The organism is Streptomyces sp. XY431, from assembly GCF_001279805.1.
GTDB lineage: Bacteria > Actinomycetota > Actinomycetes > Streptomycetales > Streptomycetaceae > Kitasatospora > Kitasatospora purpeofusca.
The window spans coordinates 15,438-32,020 of sequence record NZ_LGDO01000005.1; the positions used below are offsets into that span (position 1 = coordinate 15,438).

15 protein-coding genes are annotated in these 16,583 nt (G+C 74.3%); 8 read left to right on the forward strand and 7 right to left on the reverse strand.

Features of this window, described 5'->3' with window-relative positions:
• The first annotated feature begins 123 nt into the window (after positions 1–123).
• On the forward strand, positions 124–1,293 hold the full coding sequence (locus ADK60_RS01545; RefSeq protein ID WP_045942537.1) for an aminotransferase class V-fold PLP-dependent enzyme: 1,170 nt from the start codon (positions 124–126) through the stop codon (positions 1,291–1,293).
• On the opposite strand, the gene ADK60_RS01550 is transcribed toward ADK60_RS01545, so the two are convergent.
• Both ADK60_RS01550 and ADK60_RS01555 read right to left on the reverse strand, forming a co-directional pair.
• Positions 1,294–1,689: an ArsR/SmtB family transcription factor gene (locus tag ADK60_RS01550; RefSeq protein ID WP_053642537.1), complete on the reverse strand. Its 396-nt coding sequence runs from the start codon at positions 1,687–1,689 to the stop codon at positions 1,294–1,296. It lies immediately after the preceding gene.
• Positions 1,690–1,804: 115 nt separating this feature from the next.
• Entirely contained in the window at positions 1,805–2,179 is a 375-nt protein-coding gene (locus ADK60_RS01555; protein WP_045942539.1) for a hypothetical protein, read from the reverse strand.
• Between the two features lie 254 nt (positions 2,180–2,433).
• On the opposite strand from ADK60_RS01555, the gene ADK60_RS01560 reads away from it, so the two are divergent.
• Complete coding sequence (locus ADK60_RS01560) at positions 2,434–5,289, forward strand: DEAD/DEAH box helicase (RefSeq protein WP_053642539.1); 2,856 nt, start codon at positions 2,434–2,436, stop codon at positions 5,287–5,289.
• A 168-nt stretch (positions 5,290–5,457) separates the two neighbouring features.
• Here ADK60_RS01560 and zapE read toward each other — a convergent pair whose 3' ends face one another.
• The 5 genes from zapE to ADK60_RS01585 all read right to left on the reverse strand — a co-directional run bounded on the left by zapE (position 5,458) and on the right by ADK60_RS01585 (position 9,859).
• Positions 5,458–6,486 carry a cell division protein ZapE gene (gene zapE / locus ADK60_RS01565; RefSeq protein ID WP_053642541.1) on the reverse strand — a complete coding sequence of 343 codons (1,029 nt, stop codon included), beginning with the start codon at positions 6,484–6,486 and terminating at the stop codon, positions 5,458–5,460.
• Positions 6,487–6,589: 103 nt separating this feature from the next.
• On the reverse strand, positions 6,590–6,934 hold the full coding sequence (locus ADK60_RS01570; protein WP_053642543.1) for a winged helix-turn-helix domain-containing protein: 345 nt from the start codon (positions 6,932–6,934) through the stop codon (positions 6,590–6,592).
• Positions 6,931–7,725, reverse strand: a complete 795-nt coding sequence (locus ADK60_RS01575) for a hypothetical protein (protein WP_234370889.1) — start codon at positions 7,723–7,725, stop codon at positions 6,931–6,933. The genes ADK60_RS01570 and ADK60_RS01575 overlap by 4 nt, the downstream gene beginning before the upstream one ends.
• 132 nt (positions 7,726–7,857) lie before the next feature.
• Positions 7,858–8,760, reverse strand: a complete 903-nt coding sequence (locus tag ADK60_RS01580) for a 5'-3' exonuclease (RefSeq protein ID WP_053642564.1) — start codon at positions 8,758–8,760, stop codon at positions 7,858–7,860.
• Positions 8,761–8,818: 58 nt separating this feature from the next.
• A complete protein-coding gene (locus ADK60_RS01585) occupies positions 8,819–9,859 on the reverse strand; it encodes a cation diffusion facilitator family transporter (protein ID WP_053642545.1) in 1,041 nt (346 codons plus the stop codon).
• A gap of 183 nt (positions 9,860–10,042) precedes the next feature.
• Between ADK60_RS01585 and chrA the strand changes: the two genes are divergently transcribed.
• The 6 genes from chrA (at position 10,043) to ADK60_RS01615 (ending at position 16,528) form a co-directional block, all read left to right on the forward strand.
• Positions 10,043–11,248 carry a chromate efflux transporter gene (gene chrA / locus ADK60_RS01590; RefSeq protein ID WP_053642547.1) on the forward strand — a complete coding sequence of 402 codons (1,206 nt, stop codon included), beginning with the start codon at positions 10,043–10,045 and terminating at the stop codon, positions 11,246–11,248.
• Positions 11,249–11,416: 168 nt separating this feature from the next.
• Entirely contained in the window at positions 11,417–12,355 is a 939-nt protein-coding gene (locus ADK60_RS01595; protein WP_053642549.1) for an acyl-ACP desaturase, read from the forward strand.
• A 31-nt stretch (positions 12,356–12,386) separates the two neighbouring features.
• Positions 12,387–13,340: an SAM-dependent methyltransferase gene (locus ADK60_RS01600; protein WP_053642551.1), complete on the forward strand. Its 954-nt coding sequence runs from the start codon at positions 12,387–12,389 to the stop codon at positions 13,338–13,340.
• A 48-nt stretch (positions 13,341–13,388) separates the two neighbouring features.
• On the forward strand, positions 13,389–14,888 hold the full coding sequence (locus ADK60_RS01605) for an MFS transporter (protein ID WP_053642553.1): 1,500 nt from the start codon (positions 13,389–13,391) through the stop codon (positions 14,886–14,888).
• A gap of 54 nt (positions 14,889–14,942) precedes the next feature.
• Complete coding sequence (locus ADK60_RS01610; RefSeq protein ID WP_063783001.1) at positions 14,943–15,233, forward strand: acyl carrier protein; 291 nt, start codon at positions 14,943–14,945, stop codon at positions 15,231–15,233.
• Between the two features lie 68 nt (positions 15,234–15,301).
• The gene (locus ADK60_RS01615; protein WP_053642566.1) at positions 15,302–16,528 is read left to right on the forward strand and encodes a beta-ketoacyl-[acyl-carrier-protein] synthase family protein; all 1,227 of its coding nucleotides are present in this window, start codon (positions 15,302–15,304) and stop codon (positions 16,526–16,528) included.
• The last annotated feature ends 55 nt before the right edge of the window (positions 16,529–16,583 follow it).

Here is a 16,583-nt window from a genome sequence, read left to right on the forward strand (position 1 = left end):
GTGGAACGGGCTCGCCACCAGTAGGACGACATGTGAAATGTCACACATCACGTGATCTGGGTAACAGAACGCCGGGTGCCTACCCCCGGGCACCGGCCCCGACACCACCCCAGGAGGAACGCAGTGACCGAGACCGCGCCGACCGTCGAAGCCCCCGAGCCGCTGGCCGGGACCGAACGGCTGTTCTCGCTGGACCCGGCGGTGATCCACCTCAACCACGGGTCCTTCGGCGCCGTCCCGGTCCCGGTCCAGCAGCTCCAGCGGCGGCTGTACGAGGAGCAGGAGGCCGACCCGGACGGCTTCTTCGCCGACCTGCCCGGGCGGGTGGCGGCGGCCAGGGGCCGGCTCGCCGACGCCCTCGGCACCCGGCCGGAGCTGCTCGCGCTCGTCCCCAACGTGACCGACGCGATCGCCGTCGCCCTGGCCAACGTCCCGCTCGCGGCCGGGGACCAGGTCCTGGTCACCGACCACGGCTACGGCACGGTCACCGAGGCCGTCCGGCGGCGTGCCGAGGAGCTGGGCGCCGAGCTGCGCACCGTCCGGCTGCCGCTGGACCTGCCGGACGGGGACGCGGTCCGGGAGGCCGTGCTGGCCGAGGTCACCGACCGCACCGCGCTCGCCGTCCTGGACGGCATCACCTCGCCCACCGCCCGCCGGATCGCCACCACCGACCTGCTCCGGGAACTGCGCCGGCGCGGGGTGACCACCGTGGTGGACGCCGCGCACGAGCCGGGCATGCTGGCCGGCCCGGTCCCGGAGGAGGCCGACTTCTGGTTCGGCAACCTGCACAAGTGGGCGTTCGCCCCGCGCGCCACCGGCGTGCTGGTGGTCCGCCCGGAGTGGACCGGGAAGATCCGGCCGCTGATCCTCTCCTGGGAGGACCACCAGGGCTATCCGGCCGCCGTCGAATGGCGCGGCACGCTGGACTACACGCCCTGGCTGGCCGCCCCGGCCGGGATCGACCTGCTGGACGGGCTGGGGCCCGGGTCGGTGCGCGACCACAACGAGCGGCTCGTCGGCTACGGCGCCGCGGTGGTCGCCGAGCGGGTCGGACTGGCCCCGCTGCCGTCCTCGGCCGGGCTGTCGATGCGCGCGCTGCGGCTGCCGCCCGGCGTCGCCGAGACGCTCCCGCAGGCGCAGGAGCTGATGGCGCAGATGTGGCGGCGGTACGCCGTGCGGACGGTGGCGCGGCCGTGGGAGGGCGGCGGGGTGCTGCGGCTGTGCGGGCAGCTGTACAACCGGGCGCCGGAGTACGGGGTGCTGGCGGACGGGCTGGCGCAGCTGCTGCGGTAGCTAGCCGTCCCGGGGGCGCTCGTCGCCGGGGATGCCGTCCTCCCGGCGGCCGTCCTCCCCGGGGCCGTCCGAGGCGGCGCGCAGCTCGGCGAGCAGCGCGTGCTGCTCCGAGATGAGCCCGGTGAGGATCCGCCGCGCCGCCCGGAGCAGGTCGGCGACGTCCCCGCCGGCCAGCGCGTACACCACCGTGCTGCCCTCCCGGGTGGCGGTGACGATGCCGGACCGGCGCAGTACCGCGAGCTGCTGGGAGAGGCTGGACGGTTCGATCTCCAGCTCCGCCAGCAGGTCGCGGACGGGCGTCGGTCCGGCCTGCAGCAGCTCCAGGACCCGGATCCGGACGGGGTGGCCGAGCATCCGGAAGAACTCGGCCTTGGCCTGGTACAGCGCGACCGCCACGGCGCTCCCTCCCTGGTGCGTCCCCTCGTGCGTCCCCCTGGTGTTTCCCCGGTGCGCCCCCGGCGCGTCCCTCCCGGCCCCGGCGCGGTCGTCGGGTCGGGCGGGACCGGGGCCGTCAGATCTCCAGCGAGACCTCGATCCGCTTCAGCTGGTGGCGGGCCATCGCGAGGTTGGCGCGGGAGCGGTTGAGCGCCAGGAACAGGAACAGCCCACGCCCGCTCTGCGTGGTCAGCGGCCGCAGCAGGTGGTACTGGCTGGTGAGGCTGACCAGGATGTCCTCGATCTCGTTGTCGTGGAGGTTGAGCATCTCCATCGCCCGCATCTTGGCCCGCACCACGTCGGTGTTCCCGGCGGCGGCGACGTGGAGGTCGATCTCGGTGCTGTCGCCGAGGCTCCCGAGCGCCATGCCGCTGCCGTAGTCGACCAGGGCCACCCCGATCGCGCCCTCGATCGCCATGGCCTCCTTGAGCGAGGTCTCCAGATTCGCCATCGTGCGCTCCTCCCGCGGGCCCGGTGGGTGCCACCGGGATGTGGCACCGAATGTAGGGAGGACTCCGGGCGCGGCAACGCGGATGACCGGAGTCGTTCGAAGATGGTCGCCGGGTGACTGCTTGAAGACATTTGCAACTATGGATGTGAGAGAGAACCGATGCATTGCCCGGGAAAAACGGTGCTATCGATGTCGGTCCCGGCGGGTAACCTCTCGCTGAGATGCGAGATCACACCAACGACCCCCGGACGGCGATGAACACCCCTGAGCCCGAGCCCTCCGACGACCGGGAGCTGAGCCCCGCCGAGGCCTTCGCGGCCTCCCGCCGCCGGGCCAAGGAGCAGGCCACCGCCCTGCACGGCTTCCAGGAGCTGTACGACTTCCCGCTGGACGACTTCCAGCTGGAGGCCTGCCGCGCCCTGGAGGCGGGCGAGGGCGTCCTGGTCGCCGCTCCCACCGGATCCGGCAAGACCATCGTCGGCGAATTCGCCGTCCACCTCGCCCTGCGGGGCGGGCGGAAGTGCTTCTACACCACGCCGATCAAGGCGCTGTCGAACCAGAAGTACGGCGACCTCGTCAAGCGCTACGGCGCCGCCAAGGTCGGCCTGCTCACCGGCGACAACAGCGTCAACGGCGACGCCCCGGTGGTGGTGATGACCACCGAGGTGCTCCGCAACATGCTCTACGCGGGCTCCAGCACCCTCGACGGCCTCGGCTACGTGGTCATGGACGAGGTCCACTACCTCGCCGACCGGTTCCGCGGCGCGGTCTGGGAGGAGGTCATCATCCACCTCCCCGAGTCCGTCACCCTGGTCTCGCTCTCCGCGACCGTGTCCAACGCCGAGGAGTTCGGCGACTGGCTGGACACCGTTCGCGGCGGCACCCGGGTGATCGTCTCCGAGCACCGGCCGGTCCCGCTGTGGCAGCACGTGATGGCCGGCAACCGGATGTACGACCTGTTCGCCAGCCCCGACCGCGACGGCCGGCCGAAGAGCAGCCCGCGCAACCCCGGCAAGGCCGTCAACCCCGAGCTGGTCCGCCTCGCCCGCAGCGAGCTCGACCGCAACCCGCGCGACCGGTTCGGCCGGGGCCGGGGCCGCTCCATGCCCAACGGCCGCCCCGGCAAGGTCTGGACCCCGGGCCGGGTCGACGTCATCGACCGCCTCGACGCCGAGGGCCTGCTGCCCGCGATCACCTTCATCTTCAGCCGGGCCGGCTGCGAGGCCGCCGTCCAGCAGTGCCTCTCCTCCGGCCTGCGGCTGAACAAGGACGGCGACCGCGCCCTGGTCCGCGCCCTCGTCGAGGAGCGCTGCGCCGACATCCCCGACGAGGACCTCCACGTCCTCGGCTACTTCGAGTGGCTGGACGGGCTGGAGCGCGGCATCGCCGCCCACCACGCCGGCATGCTGCCCCGGTTCAAGGAAGTGGTCGAGGAGCTGTTCGTGAAGGGCCTGGTCAAGGCCGTCTTCGCGACCGAGACCCTGGCCCTGGGCATCAACATGCCCGCCCGCTCGGTGGTCATGGAGAAGCTCGTCAAGTGGAACGGCGAGACCCACGCCGACATCACCCCCGGCGAGTACACCCAGCTCACCGGCCGGGCCGGGCGGCGCGGCATCGACATCGAGGGCCACGCCGTGGTGCTCTGGCAGCGCGGCCTCGACCCGGAGGCGCTGGCCGGCCTCGCCGGCACCCGCACCTACCCGCTCAAGTCCTCGTTCCGGCCGTCCTACAACATGGCCGTCAACCTGGTCTCCCAGTTCGGCCGGCACCGTTCGCGGGAACTGCTGGAGACGTCCTTCGCGCAGTTCCAGGCCGACCGCTCGGTGGTCGGCATCGCCCGCCAGGTCCAGCGCAACGAGGAGGGGCTGGAGGGCTACCGCGAGTCCATGACCTGCCACCTCGGCGACTTCGACGAGTACATGGAGCTGCGCCGGCAGCTCAAGGACCGCGAGAACGAGCTCGCCCGCGAGGGCAGCAGCCAGCGCCGCGCCGCCGCCGTCGAGTCCATCGAGCAGCTCAAGCCCGGCGACGTCATCCACGTCCCCACCGGGAAGTTCGCCGGCCTCGCCCTGGTCCTCGACCCGGGCCTGCCGCCGGACCGCCGCTCGCCGCGCGGCGGTCCGCGCCACCCCGACTACCAGGACGGGCCGCGCCCGGTGGTGCTCACCGCCGAGCGGCAGGTCAAGCGGCTCGCGATGATCGACTTCCCGCACCCGGTCACCGCGGTCGACCGGCTGCGCATCCCCAAGTCCTTCAACCCGCGCAGCCCGCAGTCCCGGCGCGACCTCGCCTCGGCGCTGCGCACCAAGGCCGGCCACCTGGAGCCCGAGCGGTTCCGGCGCGGCCGGGCGGCCGCCGCCGACGACGCGGAGATCACCCGGCTGCGCGCCGTCCTGCGCCAGCACCCCTGCCACGGCTGCGACGAGCGCGAGGACCACGCCCGCTGGTCCGAGCGCTACCACCGGCTGCACCGCGACACCGAGCTGCTGGAGCGCCGGATGCGCTCCCGCACCCACACCATCGCGCGCACCTTCGACCGGGTCTGCGGGCTGCTCACCGACCTCGGTTACCTCAGCGGCGACACCGTCACCGAGGACGGCAAGCGGCTCGGCCGGCTCTACGGCGAACTCGACCTGCTCGCCTCCGAGTGCATCCGCGAGGGCGTGTGGCGCGACCTCGCCGCCGCCGAACTCGCGGCCTGCGCCTCGGCGCTGGTCTACGAGTCCCGCCAGTCGGACGACGCCACCGCCCCCCGGGTCCCGGAGGGCGCGGCGAAGACGGCGCTCGGCGAGATGGTCCGCATCTGGGGCCACCTGGACGCGCTGGAGGAGCAGCACCGGATCAACACCGCCGAGGGCGTCGGCCAGCGCGAGCCCGACCTCGGCTTCGCCTGGGCCGCCTACCGCTGGGCGCTCGGCCACTCGCTGGACTCCGTCCTGCGCGACGCCGACATGCCGGCCGGCGACTTCGTCCGCTGGACGAAGCAGCTGATCGACGTGCTGGGCCAGATCCAGGACGCCGCCGGCGAGGACGCCGAACTGCGCCGCACGGCCCGCAAGGCCGTCGACGGCCTCCGCCGCGGCATCATCGCCTACTCCTCGGTGGGCTAGCCAACGCTCCAGGGATGCCCGGGCTTCGAGACGCCTCGAAGCCCGGGCATCGTGCTTCCGTCCTCGCCCTGGAGGCGAGCCCATGGCGGAGCAGGAAGTCGGCTGGGCCGACTTCCCAGCAGCCGACCGGCCACGGATCAGGGCTGTCCCCCGGCGGGTGGCGTGCGGTCAGGCGGCGTCGAGGAGGCGGAGGCGGCTGAGGGTGCGGTTGATGTCGACGGGGAGGGCGTCGCCCTGGAGGCAGTCGGTCAGCGGAGCCTCGGCGAGGAGGTGGAGCCGGGTGTCGCGGTCGTGGAGGACGTCGACGAGGTTGGCGAAACGCTGGGCGGTGTCGCGGTCGCTCGTGGACAGGCGCGGCAGACCGGCGAGGACCCAGGTGTCGTAGCGGTCGGCGAGGGTCAGGAAGTCGATGGTGGAGGTGCGTTCCCCGCACAGCTCGTGGAAGTCGAACCAGACCAGCCCGTCGCGCACGGCCCGGGCGGTGACGGTGCGGCCGCCGATGTCGAGCTGCCGGCGCTCGACGTCCGTCGGCGGTTCGAGGCCGACCGCGCGCAGTTGCCCGGGGTCGGCGGGCCAGAGGAAGCGGCCGGTCCCGAAGCGTGAGCGGGCGCCGTCGGCGGGGCGGTCGGTGCGGTAGTCCCGGGGGCCGGCGACCTCGACGACGTCCAGTGAGGCTTCGAGCAGGGCGATCGTCGGCTCGAACATGTGGTGGTGGACCGGGTTCGGCAGCAGGCCGGCCGGCGGGTAGTTCGACGTGGCCACCAGGGTGATCCGCCGCTCGAAGAGCGAGGCGAGGACCCGGCCCATCATCATCGCGTCGCCCGGGTCGTGCACGTGGAACTCGTCGAAGAACAGCAGTCGGCAGTCGCCGAGCAGTTCCGCCACGGCGAGGTCGCAGGCGTTGCGCTCCCGGCGGTGGTGCGCGTACACCGTGTGGAACTCCCGGAAGAACTCGTGGAAGTGCACGCGGTGCTTGCGGGGGAGGGGCAGGGCCTCGTAGAACACCTCGGTCAGCCAGCTCTTGCCGCGCCCGACCGGCCCCCAGACGTAGAGGCCGCGCGGCGGCGGCCCGGCGAAGAAGCGCCGGCGTCCGGTGACCTCGGCGCCGAGCCGGGCGAGCCGGGCGGCGGCGGTCCGCTGCGCGTCGTCGAGCGTGAACCCGGCCTCCCGGGCCGCCTGTTCGAAGGTGTCGATCATCTGTGTGCCCCCCCGGTTCCGGAAAATGACGGACCGGCAGGTCGCCCGCCGATCCGCCATGATCATTTCAGACCGGTGCGCACGCGCGCTGCCGGGCCCGGGCTCAGGCCGGTGGCGGAGCGGCGGCGTCGAGGCGGCGGACCAGTTCGCGCAGGGCGCGCAGTTCGCGGTCGAGGGCCTCGGCCCCGGCGGTGGTGAGGGTGACCCAGGTGCGGGGGCGGCGGCCGGCGTAGCCCTTGTTCACGGCGACCAGCCCGGAGTCCTCCAGGACCTTCAGGTGCCGGGAGAGATTGCCGTCGGTGAGGCCGAGTTCCTGTTTGAGGAAGGCGAAGTCGACGCTCTCGGCCTCGCGGGCGATCGCCAGGATGCCCAGCCGGACCCGCTGGTGGACGGTGTCGTCCAGGGCCAGGGTCGGGTGCTGCTCCTCGGGGTCGTCCGCGACGTTCATGAGGAGACCGTAAGGGACGGGGCCGGCGTCCGGCGTGCCGCGGTCCACTGGACCAGGCCCGCGGCCAGCAGGACCGCCGCCAGCAGCAGGGCCTTCGGCTGGGGGCCGTCGATCCAGTCGGTGCCGGAGCGGTCGAGCCAGGGCAGCCAGCCGCTGCCCCACGAGGCCGAGAGGTAGCCGGTGAGCAGCGCGGTGTGGAGCAGGCCGGCGCCCGCCACCAGCGGGCTGCGCTCGGTCAGGCCGAGCACGAGCAGGCCGATGCCGACCACGTACCAGGGCGAGGTGTAGGAGTTGCCGAGCAGGGACAGCGTGAACGGCGCCCGGTGGGAGAACAGCAGGGCGAGCAGGACGGCGGTGACCAGGACACCGACGCCGGTCGCGGCGCCGAGCCAGCCGTTGCGGTGGGGGAGGATGCCGCGGGCCTCGCCGCGCCGTCGGTACCAGCGGGCGAGGAGGAGCCAGGCGAGCGGAAGGGCGGCGAACCACACGCCCCAGCCGAGGAAGCGGAGTACGGCGCCGTCGAACTCGCCCTCCAGGCAGGGGCCGTCGGGCGTGTGGGGCACGCAGAGCCCGGTCAGCTCGGCGTAGGCGAAGGCCGGGTAGGAGCCGATGCTCCGCCCGTTGGCGCCGAAGTTGTAGGCCTGGCTGGCGATCGGGACGGCCGCCAGGGCCAGCAGTCCGAAGCCGAGCAGCGGGACGCCCGCGCCGCTCAGTCGGCGGCGGGCCCGGGTGCTCAGCCCTTCCGTCGCGGCGAGCAGATCGGCCGGGTCGTCGCGGTGCAGTGTGTCCATGGTCCACCCCTGGTGACGTCGTGTCAGTGGCCATACTTTGCAATGCAAAGTAGATTGCAGTCAAGAGTTCATGGGGTGGCAAAGCAAAGGGCCCGTCGCGCGGTGCGACGGGCCCGGAGGCTGGGGTGGGGATCAGCGGGCGGCGAGGGTCTCCAGGACGCGGTCCAGGGAGGTGCCGAGGCCCCAGCGGGTGGCGAGGTGCTCCAGGGTCATCGGGTCGAGGGGCTCGCGGGGGAGGGCCGGGTCGAACGGGGGCAGCGGGGCGTCGGTGGCGACCCGGACCACGGTCGGTGCCACGTCCAGGTAGGGCGCGGCCTCCACGATGTTGCGGCGCCGGGCCGGGGTGAGCGCGGAGCCGATGTCCTGGGCGGCGGCGCGGATGCCGGCGAGGTCGCCGTACTCGTGGATCAGCTGGGCCGCCGTCTTCTCGCCGATGCCCTTGACGCCGGGCAGGCCGTCGCTCGGGTCGCCGCGCAGGGCGGCCAGGTCGGCGTACTGGGCGCCGCCCACGCCGTACTTCTCCCGGAGCAGCGCGTCGTCGGTGACCTGGAGGTTGCCCATGCCCTTGACGGGGTAGAGCACGGTGATCCCGCGGGCGTCGTCGACCAGTTGGAACAGGTCGCGGTCGCCGGTGACGATCTGCACCGGCCCGGTGGCGCGCGCGGTCAGGGTGCCGATCACGTCGTCCGCCTCGTAGTCGGCGGAGCCGATCCGGGCGATGCCGAGCGCGTCCAGCACCTGCTCGATCACCGGGACCTGCGGGGCGAGGGTGTCCGGCACCTCCTCCGCGCCGTCCTCGGCGGCCTCGGCGACCCGGTGGGTCTTGTAGGAGGGGATGAGGTCCACCCGCCACTGCGGCCGCCAGGCGGCGTCCATGCAGGCGACCAGCTGGTCGGGCCGGTGGTCGTGGACCAGTCGGGCGATGAAGTCCAGCAGGCCCCGGACGGCGTTGACCGGCTCACCCTGCGGCGAGCGCAGGGTGTCCGGTACGCCGAAGTAGGCCCGGAAGTACAGGCTGGCGGAGTCGAGCAGCATCAGACGGGGTGCGGTCACGCCTCCGATCATGCCGTACCGGACGGACAGGGACGCCCCGCTAGTGCTTGTGCGGGCCGGCGCGGTGGACCGGGCCGTGGGCGTCGGCGCAGTGTTCGGGGGAGAGGTCGCCCGGGGTGGTGATCTGCAGCAGCGCGCCGGCCTCGTCCTCGCCGACGTGGTCGACCTGGAGGGTGCTGTGGGTGATCCCGTACTCGCCCGCCAGCCGGCCCTGGAGTTCGCGCCGCACGGCGTGGCAGTCGCCGCCCGGGGTGACCAGGATGTGCGCGGAGAGCGCCGGCTGCCCGGAGGTGATCTCCCAGATGTGCAGATCGTGGATCTCCTCGACCAGCGGCTGGTCCACCAGCCGGTCGGCCACCGCGTCCGGGTCGATCCCCGCGGGCGCGGCCTCCAGGAAGATCCGTCCGGAGTCGCGGACCAGGCCGATGCCCGCCTTCAGCATCAGCGCGACCACGATCAGCGAGGCGATCGAGTCGGCCCGGGCGAAGCCGGTGGTCACCATGATCAGACCGGCCACGGCGGTCGCGATGAACGCGTACAGGTCGGTGAGGACGTGCTGGAAGGCGCCCTCGACGTTCAGCGAGCTGCGGTTGGCCTTGGACATGCACCAGGTGGCGGCCACGTTCACCACGATCCCGACCAGCGCGGTGATCAGGACCAGTGAACCGGTCACCTCCGGCGGTGAGAGCAGCCGGCTGATCGCCTCGTAGCCGAGCCACGCCGACAGGATCAGCAGGGTGACGCCGTTGGCCTGCGCGGAGAGGATCTCGGCGCGCTTGAGCCCGTAGGTGTAGCCGCCGCGCGCGGGGCGGGCGGAGAGCCGCATGGCGATCAGCGCCAGCACGATCGAGGCGGCGTCGGTGAGCATGTGCGCGGCGTCCGAGATCAGCGCCAGCGACTGGGCGGCGAAGCCGACCACCACCTCGCCGGCCATGAACACCACGATCAGCGCGAGCGCGCTCAGCAGCCACCGGCGGTCGGCATCGGCGGCCACGCCGTGCGAGTGGCCACCGTGGCCGCCCCGGCCGCCGTGCTTGTGGTCATGCTCATGATCATGCTGGGAGTGCTCGTGGCCGGCCATCGAAGTCCTCTCCTGGAGCCCATGAACGCGTGGGGGTAAGGGGCGATGTCGCTGACCGCCCCGCACTCGAAGTGAACCGCACATCGAACGAAGATCCAAAGGCTGCATTGGAGACCGTTGTCATTGCCGCGTCGTAACCCTCGTGGGGTATCGTCGCGCCGCTGTTGACCAGGGGAGAAGCGCATGGGACCGGACGGACGCACCGCAGGGGCCGAACGGGTGGTCGGCCTCGGCACGATCGCCCGCGAGTGGGGCCGGATCGGGATCACCGGCTTCGGGGGGCCGCCCGCGCACATCCTGCTGCTGCGCCGGCTCTGCGTGGAGCGGCGGCAGTGGCTGACCCCCGAGGAGTTCGAGGACGGCATCGCGGCCACCAATCTGCTGCCCGGCCCGGCCTCCACCCAGCTTGCCGTCCTGACCGCGTGGCGGCTGCGCGGTGCGCCCGGCGCGCTGGTCGGCGGGGTCTGCTTCATCGGGCCCGGGCTGGTGCTGATCCTCGCGCTCGCCGCGCTGTTCCTGGCCGGCGACCCGCCGCTGTGGGTGCTCGGCGCGGCGGCCGGCGCCGGGGCGGCCGTGCCGGCGGTCGCGGTGCAGGCGGCCACCTCGCTCGTCCCGGCCAGCCTCGGCCGGATGGGCAAGGGCCGGGCCGCCCGCGCCCGCTGGGCCGGGTACGCGCTGGCCGGGGCGGTGGCGGCGGTGCTGACCGGGCCCTGGCTGGTGCTGGTGCTGATCGCCGCCGGACTGGCGGAGATCGCCGTCCGGGGCCGGGGGGAGGGTGGATCGGGCGGGCGGGCCGTGCTGCCGCTCGCCACCGGGCCGCTCGGCTCCGGCGGTCTCTGGAGTGTCGGCGGCCTCGGTGTGCTCGGGGCGGTGGCCTGGGTGGCGTTCAAGGTGGGCGCGCTCTCCTACGGGGGAGGGTTCGTGATCATCCCGCTGATGCGGGACGACGCGGTCAACCGCTACCACTGGATGACCGACGGACAGTTCCTCAACGCCGTCGCCCTCGGCCAGGTCACCCCGGGGCCGGTGGTGCACACCGTCGCGGCGGTCGGCTACGCGGCCGCCGGGCTCGGCGGCGGCCTGCTCGCGGCGGTGGTCGCCTTCGCGCCGTCCTTCCTCTTCGTGCTCCTCGGCGGCCGGCACTTCGACCGGCTCCGGGCCGACCGGCGGGTGCGGGACTTCCTCACCGGCGCCGGACCGGCCGTGACCGGCGCCATCGCCGGCTCGGCGCTGCCGCTGGCCGCCTCGCTGGGGTACGGCTGGCAGTGGGGCGTGCTGGCCGGGGCCCTGCTCTGGCTGGTGCTCGCCCGGCGGGGCGTGGTGCTCGCCCTGCTGGCCGCCGGCGTGGCCGGGGTGCTCGCCGTGGCCGCCGGACTGCCGCCGGCCTGAGGTGCTGGTCCGCACGTGCGTTCCGCCTCCGGTCCGCACCCGCACCCGCGCTCGGCCTCCGGTCCGCTCGCGCGCTCGGCCTCCGGCGTGAACCTGGAGCAGGGGGCTCACTCGACCGGGTGAGCCCGGTTTGCGCGCCTCAGTGCGCCTGCACCACGATCGACACCCGTGAAGATCATCGCGGCCCGGGCCGTCCACTGGCTCTCGGAACTGGAGCCCATCGCCGCCGAATTGATGAACCGTCATATCAATGCGGCACGCGAGTGGTTTCCGCACCAGTACGTGCCGTGGAGCCTCGGCCGGGACTTCGACGGACCGCTCGGCGGCGAGCCCTGGCGGCCGGAGCAGTCCGGGCTCGCCCCCGCGATCCGCTCCGCCCTGGTGGTCAACCTGCTCACCGAGGACAACCTCCCCGGCTACCACTGGACCATCGGCGCGCAGACCTCCCGCGACGGCGCCTGGGGTGCCTGGCTGCACCACTGGACGGCGGAGGAGGACCGGCACGCCGCCGCCATCCGCGCCTATCTGCACGCCACCCGCGCCGTCGACCCGGTGGCCCTGGAGCGCGCCCGGGCGGCCCAGATCGCCACCGGCACCCTCCCCCGGCCGGACGGCGTGCTCGGCCTGGTCGCCTACGCCGCCGTGCAGGAGCTGGCCACCCGGGTCAGCCACCGCAACACCGGCCGGCTCAGCGGCGACCCGGTCTGCGACCGGCTGCTCGCCCGGGTCGCCCAGGACGAGAACCTGCACATGGTCTTCTACCGCGAACTGCTGCGCGCCGCGCTGGAACTGGACCCCGACGAGGTGCTCGTCCGGCTCGACGCCACGGTCCGCGCGTTCGCCATGCCCGGTCAGGGCATGCCCGGCTTCGCCGCCCTGGCCGCCGAGATCGCCGTCGCCGGCGTCTACGACCCGCGGGTCCACCACGACGAGGTGCTCGCCCCGCTGCTCCGCTCCCTGCGGGTCTTCGAACTGACCGGGCTCGGCCCGGACGGCGAGCGGGCCCGCGACGGGCTCGCCGAGCACCTCGCCCGGCTGGACTCCCGCGCGGCCCGGTTCGTCGAACGCCGGGCGCGGGCGCTCGACGCCCGCGCCGCCCGCGACTGACCCGCATTCCCCGCCCCCGGACAGGAGAGGCATGACCACCACCATCGACGGTGGCGCCGATACCGACGGCACCACGACCATCGGCACCGAAAGCATCGGCACCAGCGCCGCCGACATCGAGTTCCACTACGACTTCGGCAACGACTTCTACGCCCTGTGGCTCGACGAAACGCTCAGCTACTCCTCCGCCGTCTGGGACGGCATCGACCCCGCCGAGCCCGACACCACGGCGCTTCCCCGCGCCCAGCGGGCCAAGCTCGACCTCCATCTCGACCTGGCCGGCGCCGCCCCCGGGGCCGGGCTGCGCCTGCTCGACGTCGGCTGCGGCTGGGGCGGTCTGCTCGACCGGGCCGTCCGCACCGGCCGGGCCGCCGAGGCCACCGGGCTCACCCTGTCCCGGGCCCAGCACGCCCACGTCCGGTCGCTCGGACTGCCCGGCGTCGACGTCCGGCTGGAGAGCTGGGACGCCCACCGGCCCGGGCGCCCGTACGACGGCATCGTCTCGGTCGGCGCCTTCGAGCACTTCGCCACCGCAGACATGGACGCAGCCGCCCGACTCGCCGCCTACCGCGCCTACTTCGAGCGCTGCCACGGCTGGCTGCGGCCCGGTGCCCGGATGTCGCTGCAGACCATCGCCTACGACGGTGTGGCCGGGGGCGACGGCCCGGTCGGTGCCTTCGTGGCGGCCGAGGTCTTCCCCGGCGCGGTGCTGCCCCGGCTGGGCGAGATCGTCCTCGCGAGCGACCCGTACTTCGCCGTCACCGTCGTCCGGGCCTCCGCCGAGGACTACGCCCGCACCCTGGCCGCCTGGTCCGCCCGGCTGCTGCGGGCCCGCGCGGAGGCCGAGCGGCTCGTCGGCCCCGACGGCTACCGCCGCTACCGCCGTTACCTGCGGGCCTGCGAGGTCACCTTCCTGCGCGGCGCGGCCACGCTCTACCGGATCGGGTTCCGGCGGCGCGACGAGCCGCTCCGGTCGGCGGGCTGAGGGCCGGTCCGGATGCGTCCCTCCGCCGCTCCCACCGATTCGGCGCCCTTGCCGGGAAGCCCCGCCGCCCCGCCCGCCACCGCCAGCGCCGTCCCCGCCACCCAGGCCGCCGCCGCTCCCGTCCCGGTGGGCAGGCGGCGGGCGTGGGCCGCGGTGGGGGTCGTCTGCGCCGCGCTCTTCCTGCTCGGACTCGACTTCACCGTGCTCAACGTGGCGGTCCCCGGCCTGCGCGCCGAGCTCGGCCCCACCCTCGCCGAGACCCAGTGGATCGTCGACGGCTACGCGCTCGCCCTCGGCGGCTGCGTCCTCGCCGCCGGCGCCCTCGGCGACCGGTACGGGCGCCGCCGCGCGTTCGCCGCCGGACTCGCGCTCTGCGCGCTCGCCTCGGTGGCCGGCGCGCTCGGTGACACCCCCGGCCGACTTGTCGCCGCCCGCTGCGCGATGGGCCTCGGCGCGGCGTTCTTCATGCCGGCCACGCTCTCCACCGTCGTCCATGTGCTGGACGCGCCGGAGGATCGACGGCGGGCGATCGGCGTCTGGGCGGCGGTGGCCGGTGTCGGCGCGCTCTTCGGCCCGGTCGTCGGCGGCTGGCTGGTCGAACGGCACGGGTGGCAGGCCGCGTTCTGGCTGAACGTCCCCGTGGTGGCCGTGATCCTGGCGCTCACCCCGGTCGTCCCCGAGTCCCGCGATCCCGAGGCCCGACCGCTGGACCGGCTCGGTGCACCGCTGTCCTGCGCCGCCCTGCTCACCCTCGTCTGGGGCGTCATCGAGGCGCCGGGCCGGGGTTGGACCAGCACCGCGGTGCTCGTGGCGTTCGCCGCCTCCACCGTGCTGATCGCCCTCTTCCTGTGGCGCCAACTCCGCTGCGCCGCGCCCATGGTGCCGCTCCGGTTGCTGCGCGGCGGGCCGGTCTGGCCGGCCACGGTCAGCCTGGCACTGATGTCCTTCGCGATGTTCGGCGCGATGTTCCTGCTCACCCTCCACCTCCAGCAGGTGCGCGGCCTCTCGGCCTGGCAGGCCGGGCTGCGGATGGTGCCGCTCTCGCTGGGGCTGGCCGTCGGCGCCGTGCTGGGGCCGGTGGCCGCCCGGCAGGCCGGGGCCCGGGTGCCGGTGGCCGCCGGTCAGCTGCTGATCACCGCCGGGTTCGTCCAACTCGCCCTGCTGGAGGCCGAGTCGGGGGACGCCCCGGTGCTGCTCTTCGAGGCGGCGGCCGGCCTCGGTGCGGGCCTGCTCGCACCGGTGGCCACCGAACTCGTGATGAGCGCCGTGCCGTTGGCCATGGCCGGGGTCGGTTCGGCCCTCAACGACGCCACTCGGCAGGTCGGTTCGACGCTCGGTGTGGCGGTGCTCGGCTCCGTGCTCGCCACGGTTGCGGACGGTGCCGCACCCGGCGACCGGGCCGCGTTCACCGCGGGTCTGAGCGCCGCCGCCCTGGTCGGCGGGGCGGTCGCCGCGCTGGCCGTACTGCTCGCCTGGTTCCGGCTGCCCGGCCGCGAACCCTCGGCGGCCACCGGCCGGTCGGCCCCGGCGGCACCCGGACCGGACTGAACACCGGACCCGTCACCCCTTCCTTCCCGTCTCCCCCTCCCGAGAGGAACCCCCGTGTCCGACACCTTCACCGTCCTGCGCGACTGCCTGGTCACCGAGTTCGACGTTCCGGCCGACCGGGTCGAGCCCGGGGCCACCCTCGCCTCGCTGGAGCTGGACAGCCTCGCCCTGGTCGAACTGTCCCTGCTGGTCGAGGAGCGGATCGGCGCGACCGTCAGCGACATCCGCCCCGAGTCCACCCTCGGCGACCTGGCCGCCCACGCGGACGCCGTCCGGGCCGCAGCTCCCGCCCCTGCCCCCGTCCCCGCCGCGAGCACCACTCTCGCGTCGAGCGCCGTCAGTTGAGCACCCACGGCACCGGCAGCAACCGCGGCACCGACGGCGCCCACAATCGCAGCAACCGCGGCACCCGGGTGACACCCTCCCGGGCGGTCGCCGTGACCGGGATCGGCCTGGTCACCCCCGCCGGGTTCGGCGCGGCGGCGAGCTGGGCCCGACTGCTCGACGGCACGTCCACCGCCCGCACCGACCCCCGGCTCGCGGGCCTGGCCGTCGACTTCTCCTGCCCGGCCGAGGGCTTCGAAACGGCCGAGCTGCTCGGCGGCCGACTGGTCCGCAGGCTCGACCGTTTCGCCCAACTCGCGGTCCTGGCCGCCCGCGAGGCCGTCGCCGACGCCGGACTCGACCCGTCGGCCTGGGACTCCGCGCGGGTCGGCGTCGTCCTCGGCGTCAGCGCCAACAGCACCCTGACCTACGAAACCGAGTACGCCCGGCTGGCCGACGGCCGGCCCGACCTGGTCTCCCCGCTGATGCTGCCCCGCTCCATCCCGAACATGGCGGCCGGTGAGGTCGGCCTCGACCTCGGTGCCCGGGGGCCCAACCTGGTCACCAGCACCGCCTGCGCCTCCGGTACCACCGCCCTCGCCGTCGCCTGCGACCTGCTCCGGGCCGGTACCTGCGACCTCGTTCTCGCCGGCGGCACCGACTGCCCCCGCGCACCGATGGTGGCCACCGCCTTCGACCGGCTCGGCGCGCTCTCCCGGCGGTGCCACGACCCGGCCGGCGCCTCCCGCCCGTTCGACGCGGACCGGGACGGCTTCGTGCTCGGCGAGGGCGCGGGTGTCCTGGTACTGGAGGGGGCCGCGCACGCCCGGGCGCGCGGCGTCCGGCCGCGCGCGTACCTGGCCGGCCACGGCTCCACCGCCGACGCCCACCACTTCACCGCCCCGCACCCCGGGGGCGACGGCCTGGCCCGGGCGATCCTGGCGGCCCTCGCCGACGCCGGACTCGCCCCGCACGACATCGGGCACGTCAACGCGCACGGCACCGGCACCCGCCTGAACGACACCGCCGAGGCGGCGGCCCTGCACCGGGTCTTCCACCGGCCGCCCCCGGTCACCTCGGTCAAGGGCGCGATCGGCCACACCATGGGCGGCGCCGGGGCGATCGAGGCGGCGGTCACCGTGCTCTCCCTCCAGCACGGACTGGTCCCGCCCACCGCCAACCTCGAACGGCCCGACGAGTCCCTCGGCCTCGACGTGGTCGCCAAGGTGCCGAGACGGCTCGCCCTGGACGCCGCCGTGTCGGTCTCCAGCGGGTTCGGCGGGCAGAACGCGGCCGTCGTCCTCACCGCCGCCTGAGCTGCCGCCGCCGCCCGAGCACCCGCCTCCGTCCGCCGCCGTCCCGCCCCCGGAG